Below are 20,571 nucleotides of genomic sequence, written 5' to 3'. Positions count from 1 at the left end.
GGAGTAGAGATGCCGATTTACGCTTACCGTTGTGACGAGTGTGGTTTTGCCAAGGATGTCTTGCAAAAGATCTCCGATCCAGTACTGACGGTGTGCCTGTCGTGCGGCAAGCCCAGTTTCAAGAAACAATTGACGGCCGCCGGTTTCCAATTGAAGGGCACTGGCTGGTACGCGACCGATTTCCGCGGCGGCACGGCGCCCACCACGGCCATTCCGACGGGCCCGGCCGATAACGCCAAGCCCGCCCCGGCCGCCGACAGCGCGCCTGCCGCTGCGCCTGCGCCCGCCCCGGCGACAACTGCGCCAAAAGCGGACTGAGACGCGCGCCGCGCCGCCACATCCCTTACCGAGAAACCGATGCGTAAATACTTTATTACCGGATTACTGATTTTGGTGCCCCTGGCCATCACGGCCTGGGTCCTGAATCTGGTGATCAGCACGATGGACCAGTCGCTGTTGCTGGTGCCTGGCAGTACGCAGCCCAGCGTCTGGTTCGGCCACAAGGTTCCCCCGCTGAGCACCATTCCCGGCCTGGGCACGGTCTTGACGGTGCTGATCGTGTTCTTCACGGGCTTGCTGACCAATAACCTGGTCGGCAATTACGTGGTGAAACTGTGGGAGAAACTGCTGCAACGCATACCCATCGTCAATTCCCTGTATTCGAGCGTCAAGCAAGTGTCGGATACCCTGTTTTCCCCGTCGGGCAATGCCTTCCGCAAGGCCGTGCTGGTGCCGTATCCGCACCAGAACTCCTGGACCATCGCTTTCCTGACCGGCGTGCCGGGCGGCGATGCGGCGAACCACCTGGTGGGCGACTATGTCAGCGTGTACGTGCCGACGACGCCGAATCCGACATCGGGCTTTTTCCTGATGATGAAGCGCAGCGATGTCGTCGAACTCGACATGAGCGTCGACGCGGCGCTCAAATATATCGTCTCGATGGGCGTGGTGGCGCCTGCGGAAGTTGTTGCTGTACCGGCCCCGGCAGCCAAAGAATAGAGGCAGGCGTCCCATGCGGGACGTGGCCGGATTGAACACTCACTAACCTGAACTGAGAATTTTATGTCTATGCGTACTGAATACTGCGGCCTCGTTACCGAAGCCATGCTGGGACAAACCGTCAGCCTGTGCGGCTGGGTACATCGCCGCCGCGACCACGGCAGCCTGATCTTCATCGACTTGCGCGACCGCGAAGGCCTGGTGCAAATCGTCTGCAACCCGGAACAAGCGGAGATGTTCAAGGTCGCCGAAGCCGTGCGCAACGAATTCTGCCTGCGCGTGACGGGCGTCGTCACCAACCGTATCGAAGGCACGATCAACAACAACCTGAAGTCGGGCAAGATCGAAGTGGTCTGCTCGGAGCTGGAAGTGCTGAACCCTTCCGTGCCCGTGCCGTTCCAGCTCGACGACGACAACCTGTCGGAAACGACGCGCCTGACGCACCGCGTGCTGGATCTGCGCCGCCCGCAAATGCAGAACAACCTGCGCCTGCGCTACAAGGTGACGATGGAAGTGCGCAAGTACCTCGACGCGCTGGGCTTCATCGATATCGAAACGCCGATGCTGACCAAGTCGACGCCAGAAGGCGCGCGCGACTACCTGGTGCCGTCGCGCGTGAACGCGGGCAGCTTCTTCGCCTTGCCGCAATCGCCACAGTTGTTCAAGCAACTGTTGATGGTCGCTAACTTCGACCGTTACTACCAGATCACCAAGTGCTTCCGCGACGAAGACCTGCGCGCCGACCGCCAGCCTGAATTCACGCAGATCGATTGCGAAACCTCGTTCCTGACGGAACAGGAAATCCGCGACCTGTTCGAGGACATGATACGCGTCGTCTTCAAGAACACGCTGAACATCGACTTGCCGAACCCGTTCCCGGTGATGGATTTCGCCGAAGCGATGGGCCTGTACGGTTCCGACAAGCCGGACATGCGCGTCAAGCTGGCCTTCACGGACTTGACCGAAGTCATGAAGTCGGTCGAATTCAAGGTCTTCAACGGCGCGGCCAACATGCCGAACGGCCGCGTGGTGGCCCTGCGTATTCCAGGCGGCGGCAGCATGCCGCGTTCGGAAATCGACGCCTATACCCAGTTCGTTGCCATCTACGGCGCCAAGGGCCTCGCCTACATCAAGGTCAACGAGAAAGCCAAGGGTCCTGAAGGCTTGCAGTCGCCGATCGTCAAGTTCCTGCCTGCCGACGTGCTGGCCACGATCCTCGAGCAGACGGGCGCGCAAGACGGCGACCTGATCTTCTTCGGCGCCGACAAGGCGAAAGTTGTCAACGACGCCATCGGCGCGCTGCGCGTGAAAATCGGTCACAGCGAGTTCGGCAAGAAAGCCGGCCTGTTCGAAGACGTATGGAAACCATTGTGGGTGGTCGACTTCCCAATGTTCGAACACGACGAGGAAGCGGACCGCTGGACGGCGACCCACCATCCATTCACGGCGCCGAAAGACGGCCATGAAGACATGCTGGAAACCAATCCGGGCGCCTGCATCGCCAAGGCTTACGACATGGTCTTGAACGGATGGGAACTGGGCGGCGGTTCGATCCGCATCCACCGCGAAGAAGTGCAGTCGAAAGTGTTCCGCGCACTGAAGATCGATGCGGAAGAAGCGCAGCTGAAGTTCGGCTTCCTGCTCGACGCCCTGCAATACGGCGCGCCACCGCATGGCGGCCTGGCATTCGGCCTGGACCGTATCGTGACCATGATGACGGGTTCCGAATCGATCCGCGACGTGATCGCCTTCCCGAAAACCCAGCGCGCGCAAGACTTGCTGACCCATGCGCCGTCGGAAGTGGACGAGAAGCAATTGCGCGAACTGCACATCCGTCTGCGCAGCGCCGAGCCTAAAGTAGTGTAATGTGGCATGCGGCTGCCCCGGCAGCCGCTGTTTGCTCCACTATGCAAAAGAGGCGCTTTCACGGCGCCTTTTTTATTCCTGATATGAGCCATAAAATCCCTGTTTCCGTGCTGGTCGTCATTCATACGGCCGAGCTTGACGTCTTGCTGATCGAACGCGCTGGCCAGCCCGGCTTCTGGCAATCGGTGACGGGTTCCGTCGATGCCGTCGACGAACCGCTGCTGCAGACGGCCGCGCGCGAACTGTGCGAGGAAACCGGCATCGTCGCCGATGGGCGCGATATCGTGCTGCGCGACTGGAACTTGTCGAATGTGTACGAAATCTATCCGATCTGGCGTCACCGCTATGCTCCCGGCGTGACGCGCAACACGGAACACGTGTTCAGCGTGCAAGTGCCGCGCGACATCGCCATCACTCTGAGCCCGCGCGAGCATCTGCAATACGCGTGGCTGCCGTATCTGGCGGCAGCGGACCGCTGTTTTTCTTCCTCCAACGCGGAAGCGATCTTGCAAGTGCCTGCCATGACGGGCCTGGCGCGCCCCACCTGATTCCCTAGAAAGCATTCCATGTTGAACTGGTTACATTTGACTGCGCAGCAAAAACTGCTGGGCACCCTGGGCATCGTCTTTTGCCTGTGCTTTATCTTCCTGCTGTTTAGTTCCACCGTGCCCGGCCGCACGCCGCCGATCGGCATGCCGCTGATGGCGATCGGCTGGCTGCTGCATCCGGGCGCGTTTGCCAAGGGCAAGCGCACCGTGGCCTGGCGCGGCGCGCCGCTGCTGGTCAAGATCGTCTGGGCGGCCGGCATCACCGCGCTGATCGTCAGCGTGACGGCGGGCGTGGGACGCATGCTGGCCTGATTGTGCGTGGTAGGTGCGCACGCGCACCTACGCTGGCGCCGCGCGGGCCCGGTCTGGGAGTAGAATCAAGGCATGAAAATCCGCGTAGCAACTTATAATATCCACAAGGGTGTCTCCTCCGTGCGGGGCTTGCCCAGGGTTCATGCATTGAAGCAGGCGATTGCTCTCTTCAATGCTGATGTCGTTTTTTTGCAGGAAGTGCAAGGCAAGCACGACCGCAATGCGGCCCGCTATGGCGCCGAGAAAAACGGTCACAAGCATTGGCCGGAAGCGTCGCAGCACGAATTCTTTGCCGGCGCCGAGCACCATTCCGCGTACGGCATGAATGCCGTGTACGACCATGGCCACCATGGCAATGCCTTGCTGAGCAAGTTTCCCATCGCTTCGCAAACCAACCACGACGTGTCCGACCATGCCTACGAGCAGCGCGGCATCCTGCATTGCATGCTCAAGACGCCGCAGGCCGACGTGCATTGCTATGTGGTCCACCTGGGCCTGTTCGAATCGGGGCGGGGAAGGCAGACGCAGGCGCTGATCGATGCCGTCATGGAATCGGCGCCGAATGGCGAGCCCGTCATCATCGCCGGCGATTTCAACGACTGGCGCAACACGCTCAGCGACAAGCTGCGCAATGCGCTGGGCGTAGTGGAAGTGTTCGACCAGCGCGCGTCGAACTCGGCCCTGGGCGACCTGGTGCGCACCCTGGCGCGGCGCCAGACGAAAACGCCCGTGCCCGTGCCGGCGCGCACCTTTCCCGCCGCCTTGCCGTGGTTCCGCCTGGACCGCATCTATGTGCGCGGTTTCCATGTGGAAGGCGCGCAAGTGATGCATGGCACCCTGTGGGCAAAATTGTCGGACCACGCGCCGATAGTTGCCGCTTTGAAACTCGCGTAGACTGCCGGCATGCGTACAGTCAATTTCATCGCCCACAACGACATCCAGCTGCTGTATTGCGGCACCGATTACTTTCCCGCGCTGATCGCCGCCATCGACGGCGCGCGCTCGGAAGTCTATTTCGAAACCTATATCTTTGCCGACGATGCGACGGGCACCCTGGTGCTCGACGCCCTGAAGCGTGCGGCCGCGCGCGGCGTGCTGGTGTGCATGATCACGGACTGGTTCGGCACGGGCAATCGCCGGGTCAATGCCATGCATGCGCAGCTGGAAGCGGCCGGCGTGCATCACCGCATCTTCAACCCGTGGTTCCGGCGCGGCATCACGCGCACGCACCGCAAGATCTGCGTCGCCGATGGAGAAATTGCCCTGGTGGGCGGCATCAATATCAACGACGACATGTTTTGCGACTACGACCACAACATCAGCCTGGAAGCGCCACGCTGGGATTTCGCCGTACAGGTGAAGGGCCCGCTGGTTGATGCCATCCACGAGGAAGTACAGGCGCAGTGGGCGCGGCTGGGCAAGATGAACCTGGTGCGGCGTATCAAGCTGTACCGCAAGATGCGCGTCGTCAGCAAGGAGCTGGCGAAAAACCCCGTCGTCGCCGGCTTCGTCGTGCGCGACAATCTGCGCAACCGCCGCACCATCCAGCGCGCCTACCTGCAGGCGCTGGGCCAGGCGAGGAAAAGCGTGATGCTGGCCAACCCGTATTTCGCCCCCGGACACAAGCTGCGCCGCGCGCTGGCGCAGGCGGCCCAGCGCGGCGTGGACGTGGTGCTGCTGATCGGCGTGGGCGAGTTCCGCATGCAAGACGCCGTGGCGCACTCGTTTTATCCGAAACTGCTGGCCGCCGGCGTGAAAATCGTCGAATACCGCAAGACGCAGCTGCATGCCAAGGTGGCCGTCGTCGACGATGACTGGGCGACGGTGGGGTCCAGCAATATTGATGCGCTGAGCCTGTTCCTGAACCAGGAAGCGAACGTGGTCGTCAAGGACGTGGCCTTCGCGCAAAGCTTGCGCCAGCACATAGAGCAGGGCGTGGCCGACGGCATCGTGATTCACCAGGATGATTTCAAGCACATCGGCCGCTTCCGCCGCCTCGGCTATGAGGCCGCATTTTTCGCGTACCGGCTGGTGATGCGCATTTTTTCAGTAGGCAAGTACGCATGAACGAGATGACAACGGTCAGGCTGGACAAATGGCTGTGGGCGGCGCGCTTTTTCAAGACGCGCTCGCTGGCCAGCGAAGCCGTCGACACGGGCAAGGTCAAAGTGGGCGGCGAGCGCGTGAAACCGGCGCGCAGCGTGCGCGTGGGCGACGAGCTGGCTATCGACAATGGCGCGGAAACGTGGGAAGTGGCCGTGCTGGGCCTGTCCGACAAGCGCGGCGCGGCGCCCGTGGCGCGCCTGCTGTATGAAGAAACGCCGGCCAGCATCGCCCGCCGCGAGCAACTGGCCGAGCAACGCAAGCTGTTCCGCGAGCCGGGCAGCACCATCAAGGGGCGTCCGACCAAGCGCGACCGCCGTCAATTGAGCAAGGCTGGCGGCCTCGACTGAGGCGCGATTGTTACTACAAGGCAAGGGCGCGCGGCGCTTTTGCCGCCTGAAACCGATACAAACACGCAGTCAAAAAATGCTGCGCTGCACCAATAGAACGCCGGCTCTAAAGTTCCCGTTTGACTTTTACGTGGTAGTGGATAATAGTACGAGCGTTCGGATTTTTTCGAAGCGTGCTTTTTTTTACCTTCGCTTCAGTCCGCCAAATCGGCAACATCACTTTGAGAACGGACATCTTGAATACTTCAGTCAAATTCATGCGCAAGGGCGAACTGACCCGTGCAGCCATCCTCGACGTGGCGCTGGACCTGTCCAGCCGCGACGGCCTGGAAGGCCTGACCATTGGGCTGCTTGCGGACAAAATGAACATGAGCAAGTCGGGCGTGTTTGCCCACTTCGGCTCGCGCGAGGACTTGCAGATGGAAGTGCTGAAGCTTTATCACTATCGTTTCGAGCAAGAAGTCTTTTTCCCCAGCATGAAAGAACCACGCGGCATCCAGCGCCTGCAATCGATGTTTGCGCGCTGGGTCAAGCGGGTCAGCGTGGAAATCGCTTCCGGCTGCATCTATATCAGCGGCGCCGTCGAGTATGACGACCGTCCCGGTCCCATCCGCGAGGCCCTGGTGGCCATGGTACGGGCCTGGCAGGGCGCATTGCTGCGCTGTGTCGAGCAATCGATCGCCACGGGCGACCTGAAAGCGGACACGGACGCCCAGCAGCTGGTGTACGAGATGTATGGCCTGATCCTGGCCCTGCATCACGATGCGCGCTTCCTGCGCGTGCCGGGCAGCATCGAACGGGCGCAAGCGGGCTTTATCCGCCTGCTGGCGTCGTACCAGAATTGCGTCACAAGCAAATAAGCCGTCAGGCAGTATCCGCAACAACGCACACGTACTACAAGTACAACACTTTAGCTAATCGCCTTCAGGAGAAAATTATGGGTCAATACGTCGCGCCAATCCGGGATATGCAATTCGTCCTGCATGAGTTCCTGCAAGTGGAAGAAGAACTGAAGCAAATGCCGTCGTACGCCGACGTCGACGCCGACATCATCAACCAGGTGCTGGAAGAGGGCGGCAAATTCACCTCCGAAGTATTGTTCCCGCTGAACCACTCGGGCGACCGCGAAGGCTGCCACCACGACCCCGTCACGAAAAGCGTGACCACGCCGAAAGGCTTCAAGGAAGCCTACAAGCAGTACGTCGAAGGCGGCTGGGCGGCACTGGCTTGCGATCCGGAATACGGCGGCCAGGGCTTGCCTGTTGTGCTGAACAATTCGTTCTATGAAATGCTGAACTCGTCGAACCAGGCCTGGTCCATGTACCCCGGCCTGTCGCACGGCGCCTACGAGTGCCTGAAGGAACACGGCACCGACCACCAGAAGGAAGTCTACCTGCCGAAGCTGGTGTCGGGCGAGTGGACGGGCACCATGTGCCTGACCGAACCGCACTGCGGCACCGACCTGGGCCTGCTGCGCTCGAAAGCGCTGCCAGAGGCGGACGGTTCCTGGACCATCACCGGCAACAAGATCTTTATCTCGGCCGGCGAGCATGACATGGCGGAAAACATCCTGCACCTGGTGCTGGCCCGCGTGCCGGACGCGCCGGAAGGCTCGAAAGGCATCTCGCTGTTCCTGGTCCCGAAATTCCTGCCGAACGCGGACGGTTCCATCGGCGAGCGCAACCCGATCACCTGCGGCGCCATCGAAGAAAAGATGGGCATTCACGGCAACTCGACCTGCCAGATGAACCTGGACGGCGCGAAAGGCTGGATCATCGGCCAGCCGAACAAGGGCCTCAACGCCATGTTCGTCTTCATGAACGCGGCCCGCCTGGGCGTGGGCATGCAGTCGCTGGGCCTGACGGAAATCGCTTACCAGAACGCGCTGATCTACGCCAAGGACCGCACGCAAATGCGTTCGCTGTCCGGCATCAAGAACCCGGAACTGCCGGCCGACCGCATCATCGTGCATCCTGACGTGCGCCGCATGCTGTTGACGGGCAAAGCCTACGCGGAAGGCGCACGCGCCTTCACGTCGTACGTGGCGCTGCAGATCGACCGCGAACTGCACCACCCGGACGCCGATGTGCGCAAGGACGCGGCCGACGAAGTGGCGCTGCTGACGCCCGTCATCAAGGCTTTTATTACCGACAACGCCTGGATCGCCACCTCGGACGCGATGCAAGTGTTCGGCGGCCACGGCTACATTTCGGAATGGGGCATGGAGCAGTATGTGCGCGACGCGCGCATCAACATGATCTACGAAGGCACGAACACCATCCAGTCGCTGGACCTGTTGGGCCGCAAGATCCTGGGCGACAACGGCGCCAAGCTGCGCAAGTTCGGCGAAAAGATCAAGGCCTTCGTCGAAGACAACGGCACCGATGAAGCGATGAGCGAATTCGTCACCCCGCTGGGCGACCTGGGCGACAAAGTCACCAAGCTGACCATGGAAATCGGCATGAAGGCCTTCCAGAATCCGGACGAAGTGGGCGCGGCCTGCGTGCCTTACCTGCGCGTCGTCGGCCACATGATCTACAGCTACCTGTTCGCGCAGATGGCCAAGATCGCCCTCGAAAAAGAGTCCAGCGGCGACAAGTTCTACACCGCCAAACTGGCTACCGCACGTTTCTACTTCGCCCGCTTGCAGCCTGAAACGGCAACCCTGATCCGTCAGGCGCGCTCCGGTTCGGCCAACCTGATGGCACTCGACGCAGACCTGTTCTAAGACTTGAGGAAAATATGACCAATTTCATCGTTAAAAAAGTAGCCGTCCTCGGCGCCGGCGTGATGGGCGCGCAGATCGCCGCTCATTGCATCAACGCGAAAGTGCCGGTCGTGCTGTTCGACCTGCCGGCAAAGGAAGGTCCGAAGAATGGCATCGTGCTGCGCGCCATCGAGAACCTGAAGAAGCTGTCGCCTGCGCCGCTGGGCAACAAGGATGACGCCGCGCTGATCCAGGTGGCCAACTACGAAGACAACCTGGACTTGCTGGCCGGTTGCGACCTGATCATCGAAGCCATCGCCGAGCGCATGGACTGGAAACACGACCTGTACCAGAAGGTCGCTCCGCACATCGGCCCGAACGCGATCTTCGCCTCGAACACCTCGGGCCTGTCGATCACCAAGCTGGCCGAAGGCTTCGACGCCGACCTGAAATCGCGCTACTGCGGCGTGCACTTCTTCAATCCGCCGCGCTATATGCACCTGGTCGAGATCATCCCGACCGAGTTCACCAAGCCGGAAATCAGTGACCAGCTGGAAGGCTTTTTGACCACCACCCTGGGCAAGGGCGTGGTCCGCGCCAAGGACACGCCGAACTTCATCGCCAACCGCGTGGGCGTGTTCGGCATCCTGGCCATCGTGCATGAAGCCGAAAAATTCGGCCTGTCCGTGGACGTCGTCGATGACCTGACCGGTTCCAAGCTGGGCCGCGCCAAGTCGGGCACCTTCCGCACGGCGGACGTGGTCGGCCTGGACACCATGGGCCATGTGATCAAGACCATGCAGGACTACCTGCCGAACGATCCGTTCGCCGCCGTCTACAAGACGCCGGAAGTGCTGGCCAAGCTGGTGGAAAAGGGCGCGCTGGGCCAGAAGAGCGGCGCGGGCTTCTACAAGAAGGTTGGCAAGGAAATTCAACGCCTCGATTTCGCCACCGGTGAATACGTGGCCGGCGGCGCCAAGGCTGCCGACATCATCGCCCGCATCCTGAAGGAAAAGGATCCGGTCAAGAAGATGAAGGCGCTGCGCGAATCGACGAACCCGCAAGGCCAGTTCCTGTGGGCGATCTTCCGCGACGCTTTCCACTACATCGCCATTCACCTCGATACCGTGGCCGACAATGCGCGCGACATCGACTTCGCCATGCGCTGGGGCTTCGGCTGGAACGTCGGCCCGTTTGAAACGTGGCAGGCATCGAACTGGCTGCAAGTGGCCAACTGGGTCAAGGAAGACATCGACGCCGGCCACGCGCTGTGCAACGCGCCGTTGCCTGCCTGGGTCTTCGAAGGTCCGGTCGCTGAAAAAGGCGGCGTGCATACGCCGGAAGGTTCGTACTCCGCCGTGTCGAACAGCTTCGTGCCGCGCTCTAACCTGGCCGTGTACGACCGCCAGCCGTTCCGCGCGCCGGTCCTCGGTAGCGGCGCCATTGACGGCAAAACCGCCGGCACCACCGTCTTCGAAGACGAATCCGTGCGCGTCTGGCATACGGGCGACGATGTCCTGATCATCTCGTTCAAGACCAAGATGCACGTGATCGGCGAAGGCGTGATTAACGGACTCAAGCTCGCGCTGGCTGAAGCCGAGAAGAACTTCAAGGGCCTGGTGATCTGGCACGCCGACGCAGCCGAAGGCGGCGCCTTCTCGGCCGGCGCCGACCTGCAATCGGCCCTGCCGGCGTTCATGCAAGGCGGCGTGAAAGCCGTCGATCCGATCATCGCCGAACTGCAGAACACCTTCATGTCGCTGAAATACGCGAACGTGCCGGTGATCGCCGCGGTCGCCGGCCTGGCACTGGGCGGCGGTTGCGAGCTGGCGCTGCACGCTTCGAAGCGCGTGGCCTCGATCGAGTCCTACATCGGCCTGGTGGAAGTGGGCGTGGGCCTGATTCCAGCCGGCGGCGGCTTGAAGGAAGCGGCGCAGCGCGCCTACAAGGAAGCCAAGGGCAACGACATCCTGCAATTCCTGAAAACGGGCTTCACCAATGCGGCCACCGCCAACGTGTCGAAATCGGCGCTGGAAGCGAAGAAAATGGGCTACCTGAAGGAAGACGACGTGATCGTGTTCAACGCCTACGAGCTGCTGCACGTGGCCAAGGTCGAAGCGCGCGCCATGTTCGACGCGGGCTTCCGTCCGGCGCTCCCTTCGCTGATCCAGGTCACGGGCCGTTACGGCTGGGGCACCATCAAGGCGCAGCTGGTCAACATGCGCGACGGCGGCTTCATTTCGGCGCACGATTTCAAGCTGGGCGAGATGATCGCCGAGATCGTATCGGGCGGCGATGTGGACCAGGGCAGCTTCGTCAGCGAACAGTGGCTGCTGGATATGGAACGCAAGGCATTCCTGGAGCTGTTGAACCATCCGAAAACCCAGGAACGGATCATGGGCATGATGCAGACCGGTAAGCCGGTACGCAACTAAGCACAACGTCGATGACGATCCTGTCCCTCGTATTTAAAGTATTGCTGCGCGTGAGGCCAAGTATGGTGTATGACCGTATCAAACAACAGATGATGGACACCTTGCCCTTCGTGCGGCTGCTGGGGATCAGCATCGACGAGATCGGCGCCGGCACCGCGAAGGTGTCGCTGCCGGACGATCCCAAACTGCATAATCACCTGGGCACGCAGCATGCGGGCGCCTTGTTTACCCTGGCCGAAACGGCTTCCGGCGCGGCCATGGCTGGCGGCTTCGCCGAGCTGATACTGGGCTTGCGCCCGGTGGCCAAGGAGTCGCGCATCGCCTACCAGAAGGTGGCCCGGGGCGCGACGCGCGCCGAAGGCCGGGTGCCTGGCGACCTGGCTGCCTTGAAGGCGCAGCTGGCGCAGGACGGCAAGGTGGCGTTTCCCGTGGCGGTCGATATTTTCGACGCCGAAGGCACGCTGGCGGCACAGGTGACGGTGGACTGGTATCTGTCGCAGAAGCGATAAGAGATTACCTGAGCCACCCGGACATTCGACAGAACACGAACCTCGTTCAACATCTTTGAAAGAACAAAATGAGCAAACAACTTCAAGACGCCTACATCGTCTCTGCAACCCGCACCCCGATCGGCAAGGCGCCGCGCGGCATGTTCAAGAATACCCGCCCGGACGACCTGCTGGTGCGCGTGCTGCAATCGGCCCTGGCGCAAGCGCCCGGCCTGGATCCGGCACTGATCACCGATGCCATCATCGGCTGCTCGTTCCCGGAAGCGGAGCAGGGCTTCAACATCGCGCGTAACTCGGTGCTGCTGGCCGGCCTGCCGAAAACCGTCGGCGGCGTGACCGTCAACCGCTACTGCGCTTCGGGCATCACGGCGATTGCCATGGCGGCCGACCGCATCCGCGTGGGCGAAGCCGACGTCATGATCGCCGGCGGCATCGAGTCGATGTCGATGGTGCCGATGATGGGCCACCACCCATCGATGAATCTGGATATGTTCAGCGACGAGAACATCGGCATGGCCTACGGCATGGGCCTGACGGCCGAGAAAGTGGCGCAGCAATGGAAAGTGTCGCGCGAACAGCAGGACGCGTTTTCCGTCGAATCGCATCGCCGCGCCATCGCCGCGCAGCAAGCCGGTTTCTTCAAGGCCGAAACGACGCCCGTGGAAATCATCACGCGCACGCCGAACCTGGCGACCGGCCAGGTGGACGTGAGCCGCCGCACCGTCGACACGGACGAAGGCGCGCGCGCCGATTCGTCGATGGAGTCGCTGGCAAAACTGAAACCCGTGTTTGCCGCCAAGGGCACCGTCACGGCCGCCAACAGCTCGCAGATGTCCGACGGCGCCGGCGCGCTGCTGATCGTTTCCGAAAAAATCCTGCGCGAGCATAACCTGACTCCGCTGGCGAAATTCTCCTCGTTCGCCGTGCGCGGCGTGCCGCCGGAAATCATGGGCATCGGTCCGAAATTCGCCATCCCGGCAGCATGCGCCGCCGCCGGCATCACGCAGGACCAGCTAGACTGGATCGAGCTGAACGAAGCGTTTGCCGCACAGGCATTGGCCGTCATCGGCGACCTGGGCCTGGACCCGGCCAAAGTGAACCCGATGGGCGGCGCGATCGCCCTGGGCCACCCGCTGGGCGCCACCGGCGCCATCCGCGCCGCCACCGTCATTCACGCGCTGCAACGCACCAAGCAGAAGTACGGCATGGTCACGATGTGCGTGGGCGCCGGCATGGGCGCCGCCGGAATTTTTGAACGCGTCTAAGTTCGACGTACTAAGGCTATAAAACAGGGCGCTGCGGGATTACCCCGGCGCCCTTTATCTTTTTGGAGACGACATGGATATTTTGTGCAGCAAGAGCGAGGGCATTCTGACCCTGGAATTCAACCGCCTGGAACGCAAGAATGCGATCACGGGCGCCATGTACCAGACCCTGGCCGATGCGCTGGTGGCGGCCGAGACGGACGATGAAGTACGCGCCATCCTGATCTGCGGCAAGCGCGAGATTTTCACCGCTGGTAACGACCTCGATGACTTCATGAAGACGGCGCGCCCGAAGGATGGCTCGCTCGACCATGACCGTCCCGTGTTCCAGTTCATGCGCGCTCTGTACGGCAGCAGCAAGCCCGTGGTGGCGGCCGTCTCCGGCCCCGCCATCGGCATCGGCACCACCTTGCTGATGCACTGCGACCTGGTCTACGCGGCCGACAATGCCAGCTTCTCGATGCCGTTCACGCAGCTGGGCCTGTGCCCGGAATTCGGTTCCAGCCTGCTGCTCACGCAACTGGCCGGTTATCCGCGCGCGGCGGAAAAGCTGATGCTGGGCGAGTCCTTCCCGGCCAGCGAAGCGCTGGAAATGGGCCTGGTGTCGAAAGTCGTGCCCCTGTACGACTTGATGACCTTCGCGCAAGGCCAGGCGGCCAAGCTGGTGGCCCTGCCAGCGGCTTCCATCCGCGCCACCAAGCGCCTGATGAAGCAAAGCCGCATGGAACCGATGAAGGCTGCCATCGCCGAGGAAAACAAACTGTTCAGCGCCATGCTGGGCGGCGCCGAGGCGAAGGAAGCGTTTACGGCCTTCTTTGAAAAGAGGAAGCCGGATTTCAAGAAGTTCGCCTAAGCTGACTGCCGGGGGGCAGACTTCCATCGTTGACGTTGAGTGTCACAGCAGTCGGGATTTTTCTCGCACAAGTTGAAAAGAAGTTCCTTTCACGGGACCTCTTTTCTAATTCATTCGACAATACGGTGCAAAGATGATCCTCGCAACTTAGTATGCCTGGCGGCGACGCCAGGCGAGCGATACTCTGGAAAACAGAAATGAGCATGCGGGAGGATTGTCAGCAATCAGACAATTGAACGTAGATGCATTTTCATGTATCGCGCATTAGGAGTCGGATCTTGATGCCGCAAGTCCTTTCCAATCGACCACCTCAAAGGCAGCGTCCCCGAAACGTACTTGTCCGCGTCGGCGTTCAACGAGATCCAACGCGATCGCCAATTGGCGCAATGCAGGGGAGAGCTGGCGCAGTGCCCGGAACAAGTGCGTGTTGATATGCTGGGTGTCGATGCCGAGCATCTCCTCCAGCGACACCACGTCGCGCCAGCCAGCCTCCGAGGGGATCACGTTTTGACACTCGTCCCCCCGCCGCTCCCGGGCAAGCATCAGCAGCGTTTGATGATGAGCGCGTTCTCCCAAGTCGACGGCGGAACCTTCCACGCTGAGTTCGAGCCGTACGTGTTCCTCGTCCTGGCTTACCAGAAAGCGAAACGTCGGACGCCTCTGGCCAGGCTTGCCGCGAGTAGCGTTGCCCTCCATGGCGTCGCTCGTCTCCTCAAGCCCAACGGTGCCCGTGCGCGCTATTGCCGTGGTGAGGCCGACTTTTGAAGGCAACGCAGCCGTTGCAATCGGTTCTTTATCCATCATGCATCCCTAAATTTTTCGGCCGTCAAACACGATGTCTGCGGTCCATTATTTATAATGCGATTTACTTTTTGATAACTCAATACTCCCAATGTCGTAGTGACATGGCTTGGAATACCGAGTCATTTACATCGTTTTGGATACCGAAGTATTGACCTTTTGGAGCAAGTCTGACCATCAGCCGAAGCCGTCGCTTCCATGCGCTCGCTACCTGCCAACTCCACACGCCGTTTTTACGAGCCCAGGGTGAGCGCAATCAGCTGGGCAGTGCTGCGTAAGCCTATTCGACGAAGGAGATTCTCGCGGTGCTTGCGCACGGTCAGTACGCTGAGGCCAAGCAGACGTGCGATTTCCTTGCTCGTTCGGCCCTGAATGATGAGAACCATGACTTCGTGTTCTCGCCTAGAAAGGCCTGCTGCCAAGGGGACTCGGCTCGTCCGGATTCAGCCAGCGTTTCGGGCGTACGAAAGGAGTTCAGCTGCATTGCGTAAGCCAAGTTTGTTGAGCATGTTGCTCCGGTGTTTGCGGACCGTCGACTCAGTGATCGACAACCGGGTGCCTATATCTCGGCACGACAGCCCACCAGCAATGGCTAGCAAAATCTGTGACTCGCGCGGGGTGAACGGCGCAGATTCATGGCTCATTGACCAGCTGCTCCCCGTCTGTCTGCCAGATCAAGAGGCTTCGATGCGCGCACGCTGCGCCATTTCTGGCCCGGGCTCGCTCTGGGGCGGCTGAATGACGTGGCCGTCGGCATGGGTTGGCGATCCACGGCCAAGGCCGGAATCGGGTTGAATTTGTCACTCTTGTTCCTATGCCGGGTTATTGTCTGGTCATGGCGCGTCATCGACGGTAATGGTAACACTCAAGTTTAAAAAGGATATTACGTAGGCAGGCCGCAAATGCAACCTGCTTCCGAAACGAACCCTTAACTTGAGGTAACCAAGATGGCAAACGTAGATCAATCCAAAATGTGGGCGCAGTTGATGCAGGCCATGCAGTCCAAGCTATTTCCCGGCGGCATTGGCTCAGACATGGTGTTCTCGGCCGCGTCGGTGGCACGCTCCGTCAATCTCAACGCTACCGATCCCGGTGTCACGAACTATGGCGTCTATGCGCTCGGCGACATCGTTCCTGCCAACAGCCCCGCCTACAATCCCGCGCCCAGTGGCTTGCTGACCTCGTACTCGCAATTTCTCGACTGGATTGATCTCGGCGGCGACAGCAATCCAAACCTGCAGTCGCAACTGAACATCGCAATTAACGGCGACGGGGGCGCAACACCTGGCCTGGTTGCCATACAGACCGGCTACAACAGCCAATACACCGCCGCTGTGACGCAATACCTGGCCCAGAAGACGGCCGCCACGTCGGTCGGGGACACCATCGCGCCCTTCCAATCCTGGGTCCTGACCAACTACCCGCAGTTAGCTGTTGCCAAGAGCCAGCTCGACGGCGCCCAGTCCCAGGTCGACCAGCTGAGCAGCCAGTTATACGGGCCGGGATATGCGCAGGTTCAACTGGCGCGCCAGATCACCAGTATCAATGGCGGCGCCCAAGATCCGATGAAGCAGAACGGCTACAACATGCAGGTCACGTCCGCGACCTACGTTCCACCGGGATCGACGGCAGCGGTGATCGGTGCCGCCGCGGCGGCCAGCACCAGTACGACGGCCCAGGGCGTCTCTTCGTTCGTGCCGTTGTACTCGCTGGACACGGCCTATGCCGCGACCTACGCCGAATGGCAGAAGGCGAGCGCGGCCGGCCAGATCGGAGAGACGTTCCACTTCGATTCGCACAGCAACGACTACGACTACCAGGAATCGGGCTGGAATGCGTCGGCCAAGGCGAGCTGGAGCAGTTTCTTCTGGTCGGCCAGCGCGTCGTCGTCGTCGAGCGCGCAGTCGGTGAGCGTGGATGCCAGTTCTTCCGACTTCAGCGTCGACGTCGAATTCGTGGGCGTGAAGGCCTTCGGCATCACCCCCGGTCCCTGGTGGCAGAACGGTTCGCTGCTGTCGACCTATAAGGGCAAGTTGAAGCCGGGTGCACCGGATTTCTTTTCCGACGACGGTGCCTTGGCGCGCAGGGCCTCGCAGGTGGTGCTCGGCTTTGAACCAACGATCACGGTGAAGCTCAGTGCCGCCGACTACAGCCGGCTGAAGAGCTCGTGGCAGACCCAGGCGAGCGTCTCCGTCGGGGTCGGTCCGTTCAGCTTCAGCGGCTCCGGCGGGGCCGATTCATCGAAGGACAAGATCCATTACGACGACGCGACGTCATCGCTGAAGATCGGACCGATTAAGTCGACGATGCCCGTGCTTCTCGGCGTAGTCAGTAGCAAGGTCTAAGGTAGTCCGCCCCCCACAGGCCCGCGCGAGCGGGCCCCTCCGTAGCATTCCGGTTGGAGAGATCAATCATGACAACACCTGAAGGCGGGCTCGAAGTGGCATGGTCGGAGTGGTCCCGGGCTCTCGTGAGCACGCTGTTTCCCGGCGGGCTGGGACCCGGCCAACACTTCGCGTTCGGTCAGACGACGCTGATGGCGGATTTCGCGAACGCCGACCCGCAAGTCGCCAATGCCGAGATCTTCCGCATCGGCGACACGGTGCCAGCTGCGGCGCCCAACTTCGTGCCCCAAGCGAGCCTGAGCGACGCCTATGGGTTCTTTCTGCAGCGCATAGAATCGCCGGCGCTGGCGATGGCACAGGCCAATATGGCCGCCGCAAATAGCGCGGCGCAAACCGGCTTCAACATGCCCGCGAAAGTGGGCACGCAATCGCCGGCTGGCTACCTGCCGCCGGGGCAGGGCGGGACGGCACAGGGATTGCAGGCCATGTTTTTACCGGCCTACGAACTCGACACCGGGTTTCGTACGCGATACCAGGAGTGGCAGAGTTTGAGCGCCAGGGGCCAGACCCGCGCCGGCGGCGTGATCAGCTTCAGTTCGCGCATCGGCGATCCGCCTGGATCGTCTCCATCGATGCACGCGTTGATGCCGCCGTCAGTCAGTACCTTGGCCGCGCAGCCATCGCCGGACCCGGCTGTGGCACCCCAGGTGCCAACACCGCCCGCCTTTTTCAGGGTTGTCGTGGCCGCCCCCGCTCCCTTGCAGTCCGCGTTCGCAGTCGATACGGCGCAGCCTCCCGCCTTACCGCCGAGCTCAGCGCAAGCGGCCGTCGAACACTACCGGCCCGTGGCGCTCGCTGCCAATAGAGGCTCAAGCAATTTTTCGCTTGAGGTCTCGTTCACGGGGCTCGGCACCTTCATGATCGGGCCCGCCCGATGGTTTAGCGACACCGCGGTGCGGCTGTTCGCCGACCAGCTTTCGCCAACGGACAAGGCTTTATTTTTTGCAGCAGGCGGCGTTCTCGCGCGCCGCATCTATCAGGTCGTCATCGCCTTCGAACCCACCGTCATTCTGCGTTTCGACGACCGCGAGGTCTTCAAGAACGCGAAGACGCTCCTGTCCGACCCGCAGGGCGACTCTGTCAGCATCGGCCCCCTTAACTTCGACTCGAAGCTGATCGCATCGGCGAGCAGCAAGGGGGCCGTCTATAGCGACGATGTCCAGACCATTACCATCGGCCCCGTCCCATCGACTTTGCCTATCTTGCTCGGCGTGGTCAGCACGGATGTGGCCACTTTCCCTCCGGCCCCATGACCGGATTTTTTCAGACCCACTCCACTCTAAAGGAAATCAAATGCCTGACTATTTCGTATGGCTCGAATACTACGCCGCTGCTCCGGTGAGTAAAAACGTGAAATCGGATGAGCTGAAGTATGCCGACGGACACCAGCATGGCGTCCAGCCGACGCAGGGCCAGGTCGACGGCCTGCAGCCTTCTCTCACGAGCAATGTCTCGGCAGCGTACGCGGCCTACAACCGCACGCATCCGACGGCGGTGACCGTGGTTCCGTCCAACGCCGTTATCACCCAGGCACGCGTCATCAAGACCCGCTCGGCCCGCTAACCCGGACCTGCACTGGCGCCGCAGGAAGGTCAAACGCCGAGCGAATCTTGCTCGGCGCACAGACCACCCGCGCCGCAGGAAAATCAAACGCCGTGCGATTCACGAATCTTCGCGCCCTTCGGCGCTCAAGCAGAGAGAAAATGCCATGACCAACTACGCAGGATTCGATACCGACATCCACCCAGGCCTCGCCCAACTTGCATGGCTGAAGGCCAATACCAATCTCAGATGGTGCGGCTATTACCTCGCGCCTGCACCAAGCCACGACAATACCAGCTGGATGGGCCAGCGCCAGTTGCTGTTAGCCCAGGGCTGGGGTATGGCGCCCATCTTCGTCGGCCAGCAAACTGCGGGGCCGGGCTCCCACAATGCCGTGGGGCCGCAAGGCAGCAATGACGGTTCGCTGGCCGCCGAGCTCGCGAGCAAAGAGGGCTTCCCTCCGCAGTCGTACATTTTTCTCGACTGGGAAGACGGCAGCAGCCCGAGCCAAGACGCGCAAGCCTATGTCAGCGCCTGGGCCACTGCAGTGACCGAAAGCGGCTACAAGCCTGGCATCTATTGCTCGCATCAACTGGCGCCCGGCATGGCGACGCTGATCGGCCAACTCAATCCGACGCCCGCGTTGCGCATCTGGGCCTGGAAGGTCGCGAGCGTAGCCGTACACCGCTACGAGGGCTCGATCGAGGGCTTTCCGGACTCCGCGCCTGCCAGTTGCGGCTATACGGCCGCAATAGCATGGCAATGCGAGCAGAACTGTGAGCTCGACCTGCCCGGGGCACCGATCACCAGCATGAAAGCTGACCTCAGCTGCGCCAGCGTGGCTGATCCGAGCGCGCCTGCGTGAGGAGTTGTCATCCGAGTCGTGAACAGTAGTAAAGCGAGCCGAGAGGCTGGCGCGAGAGTGAGCGAGCTGTTCACGGAGAATCATGCCGCTCCTTACAAACGAGTTTACCTGTCCGCATCTGGCGGCTAGCTGAAGTCCAGGCAATCTGAATAATTTCGCCTTGCGTGAAAATTCCCGCGCCAAGTTATGGACGGCGGAAAAATTCGGTCTCAGCTTACGCGACTCAACGTCCACGCCCGTGAGTCCAAGCCGCTGAGCTAGCGGCCTTGAGGGGCTGAGCCCAGAATTTTTCTCTGGCTTGAATTGAATCTAGACGACTGGTCTAATTGTGCTACAATGCCTCGCATGAAAGCTGAATACACCGACGTGCGCCAGCACATTATCGACCAGGGCAAGGCCATCATCACGCGCAAGGGCTTTGCCGGCGTGGGGCTGAACGAGATTTTGTCGGCCGCCGACGTGCCCAAGGGCTCGTTCTACCATTACTTCCAGTCCAAGGAATTGTTTGGTGTAGCGATGCTGGAAGATTACGTCACCGGCTACCTGGACGAAATGGAGCTCGTGCTGGGCCAGCCCGGCCAGAACGCGGCGCAGTCGCTGATGGCGTATTGGGCCAGCTGGACCAGCGACAGCCTCGATGGCAGCGGCTGCGACTGCCGTTGCCTGGTGGTCAAGCTCAGCAGCGAGGTGGCGGACATGTCGGAACCGATGCGCGTGGCGTTGCTTGACGGCACCCACCGCATCATCGCCAGGCTGGCCCTGGCCATCGCGCGGGGCAGGGTGGACGATTCGCTGCCATCGGTGGCCGACCCGGCACAGATGGCCGCCACCTTGTACCAGCTGTGGCTGGGCGCGGCCATGCTGACCAAGCTGCGGCGCGACGCCAGCGCCTTGCAAACGGCCTGGCGCGCGACCCTGGCCATGTTGCAGCTGCCGCCGGATCAATAAGGGCGCCAGGTACGCGGATGACAGACGTCCGCGTTTTTTTGAACTGCATTCTAGACGACCAGT

The 20,571-nt window shown here is 61.3% G+C and carries 22 protein-coding genes; 19 read left to right on the top strand and 3 right to left on the bottom strand.

Features of this window, described 5'->3' with window-relative positions; genetic code table 11:
- Positions 1-9 precede the first annotated feature (9 nt).
- The 14 genes from CBW66_RS11155 (at position 10) to CBW66_RS11090 (ending at position 13,947) form a co-directional block, all read left to right on the top strand.
- Positions 10-318, top strand: a complete 309-nt coding sequence (locus tag CBW66_RS11155; protein ID WP_086140288.1) for an FmdB family zinc ribbon protein — start codon at positions 10-12, stop codon at positions 316-318.
- A gap of 39 nt (positions 319-357) precedes the next feature.
- Entirely contained in the window at positions 358-999 is a 642-nt protein-coding gene (locus CBW66_RS11150; protein ID WP_086140287.1) for a DUF502 domain-containing protein, read from the top strand.
- A gap of 69 nt (positions 1,000-1,068) precedes the next feature.
- A complete protein-coding gene (gene aspS, locus CBW66_RS11145; RefSeq protein ID WP_086140286.1) occupies positions 1,069-2,865 on the top strand; it encodes an aspartate--tRNA ligase in 1,797 nt (598 codons plus the stop codon).
- Positions 2,866-2,948: 83 nt separating this feature from the next.
- Positions 2,949-3,413, top strand: coding sequence for a dihydroneopterin triphosphate diphosphatase (gene nudB, locus CBW66_RS11140; protein WP_086140295.1), 465 nt, complete (start codon positions 2,949-2,951; stop codon positions 3,411-3,413).
- Positions 3,414-3,431: 18 nt separating this feature from the next.
- Positions 3,432-3,725: a hypothetical protein gene (locus CBW66_RS11135; protein ID WP_046682130.1), complete on the top strand. Its 294-nt coding sequence runs from the start codon at positions 3,432-3,434 to the stop codon at positions 3,723-3,725.
- Positions 3,726-3,797: 72 nt separating this feature from the next.
- The gene (locus CBW66_RS11130) at positions 3,798-4,619 is read left to right on the top strand and encodes an endonuclease/exonuclease/phosphatase family protein (protein WP_086140284.1); all 822 of its coding nucleotides are present in this window, start codon (positions 3,798-3,800) and stop codon (positions 4,617-4,619) included.
- Between the two features lie 9 nt (positions 4,620-4,628).
- Positions 4,629-5,792 (top strand): cardiolipin synthase ClsB, encoded by a 1,164-nt coding sequence (gene clsB, locus CBW66_RS11125; protein WP_086140283.1) that lies wholly within the window; start codon positions 4,629-4,631, stop codon positions 5,790-5,792.
- Entirely contained in the window at positions 5,789-6,178 is a 390-nt protein-coding gene (locus CBW66_RS11120; RefSeq protein WP_086140282.1) for an RNA-binding S4 domain-containing protein, read from the top strand. Before clsB ends, CBW66_RS11120 begins: the two co-directional genes overlap by 4 nt.
- 257 nt (positions 6,179-6,435) lie before the next feature.
- On the top strand, positions 6,436-7,038 hold the full coding sequence (locus tag CBW66_RS11115; protein ID WP_086140281.1) for a TetR/AcrR family transcriptional regulator: 603 nt from the start codon (positions 6,436-6,438) through the stop codon (positions 7,036-7,038).
- Positions 7,039-7,115: 77 nt separating this feature from the next.
- Positions 7,116-8,906 carry an acyl-CoA dehydrogenase C-terminal domain-containing protein gene (locus tag CBW66_RS11110; RefSeq protein ID WP_086140280.1) on the top strand — a complete coding sequence of 597 codons (1,791 nt, stop codon included), beginning with the start codon at positions 7,116-7,118 and terminating at the stop codon, positions 8,904-8,906.
- A 14-nt stretch (positions 8,907-8,920) separates the two neighbouring features.
- The gene (locus CBW66_RS11105; protein WP_086140279.1) at positions 8,921-11,320 is read left to right on the top strand and encodes a 3-hydroxyacyl-CoA dehydrogenase/enoyl-CoA hydratase family protein; all 2,400 of its coding nucleotides are present in this window, start codon (positions 8,921-8,923) and stop codon (positions 11,318-11,320) included.
- Positions 11,321-11,331: 11 nt separating this feature from the next.
- A complete protein-coding gene (locus tag CBW66_RS11100; RefSeq protein ID WP_230492230.1) occupies positions 11,332-11,829 on the top strand; it encodes a PaaI family thioesterase in 498 nt (165 codons plus the stop codon).
- 68 nt (positions 11,830-11,897) lie between these two features.
- Positions 11,898-13,094, top strand: coding sequence for an acetyl-CoA C-acyltransferase (locus CBW66_RS11095; RefSeq protein ID WP_086140278.1), 1,197 nt, complete (start codon positions 11,898-11,900; stop codon positions 13,092-13,094).
- 73 nt (positions 13,095-13,167) lie between these two features.
- A complete protein-coding gene (locus CBW66_RS11090) occupies positions 13,168-13,947 on the top strand; it encodes an enoyl-CoA hydratase (RefSeq protein WP_086140277.1) in 780 nt (259 codons plus the stop codon).
- 264 nt (positions 13,948-14,211) lie between these two features.
- Here the strand turns inward: CBW66_RS11090 and CBW66_RS11085 are convergent, their stop codons facing one another.
- The 3 genes from CBW66_RS11085 to CBW66_RS29780 form a co-directional block, all read right to left on the bottom strand.
- A complete protein-coding gene (locus tag CBW66_RS11085; RefSeq protein ID WP_086142982.1) occupies positions 14,212-14,751 on the bottom strand; it encodes a hypothetical protein in 540 nt (179 codons plus the stop codon).
- Between the two features lie 230 nt (positions 14,752-14,981).
- Positions 14,982-15,170, bottom strand: a complete 189-nt coding sequence (locus CBW66_RS11080; protein WP_268992737.1) for a LuxR C-terminal-related transcriptional regulator — start codon at positions 15,168-15,170, stop codon at positions 14,982-14,984.
- A gap of 21 nt (positions 15,171-15,191) precedes the next feature.
- A complete protein-coding gene (locus CBW66_RS29780) occupies positions 15,192-15,392 on the bottom strand; it encodes a LuxR C-terminal-related transcriptional regulator (RefSeq protein ID WP_086140274.1) in 201 nt (66 codons plus the stop codon).
- Between the two features lie 303 nt (positions 15,393-15,695).
- On the opposite strand from CBW66_RS29780, the gene CBW66_RS11070 reads away from it, so the two are divergent.
- From CBW66_RS11070 to CBW66_RS11050, 5 genes are all read left to right on the top strand, one after another.
- Entirely contained in the window at positions 15,696-17,093 is a 1,398-nt protein-coding gene (locus CBW66_RS11070) for a hypothetical protein (protein WP_139841757.1), read from the top strand.
- A 68-nt stretch (positions 17,094-17,161) separates the two neighbouring features.
- Positions 17,162-18,406, top strand: coding sequence for a hypothetical protein (locus CBW66_RS11065; protein ID WP_086140272.1), 1,245 nt, complete (start codon positions 17,162-17,164; stop codon positions 18,404-18,406).
- A gap of 40 nt (positions 18,407-18,446) precedes the next feature.
- Positions 18,447-18,716 (top strand): hypothetical protein, encoded by a 270-nt coding sequence (locus tag CBW66_RS11060; RefSeq protein WP_086140271.1) that lies wholly within the window; start codon positions 18,447-18,449, stop codon positions 18,714-18,716.
- A 145-nt stretch (positions 18,717-18,861) separates the two neighbouring features.
- On the top strand, positions 18,862-19,560 hold the full coding sequence (locus tag CBW66_RS11055) for a glycoside hydrolase domain-containing protein (protein ID WP_086140270.1): 699 nt from the start codon (positions 18,862-18,864) through the stop codon (positions 19,558-19,560).
- 345 nt (positions 19,561-19,905) lie between these two features.
- Entirely contained in the window at positions 19,906-20,508 is a 603-nt protein-coding gene (locus CBW66_RS11050) for a TetR/AcrR family transcriptional regulator (protein ID WP_086140269.1), read from the top strand.
- The last annotated feature ends 63 nt before the right edge of the window (positions 20,509-20,571 follow it).

Source organism: Janthinobacterium sp. GW456P, from assembly GCF_002127655.1.
In the GTDB taxonomy this organism is placed as follows: Bacteria; Pseudomonadota; Gammaproteobacteria; order Burkholderiales; family Burkholderiaceae_D; genus Janthinobacterium.
The sequence above is the reverse complement of the archived record's forward strand: the minus strand, read 5'-3'. Positions and strand labels throughout refer to the sequence as shown.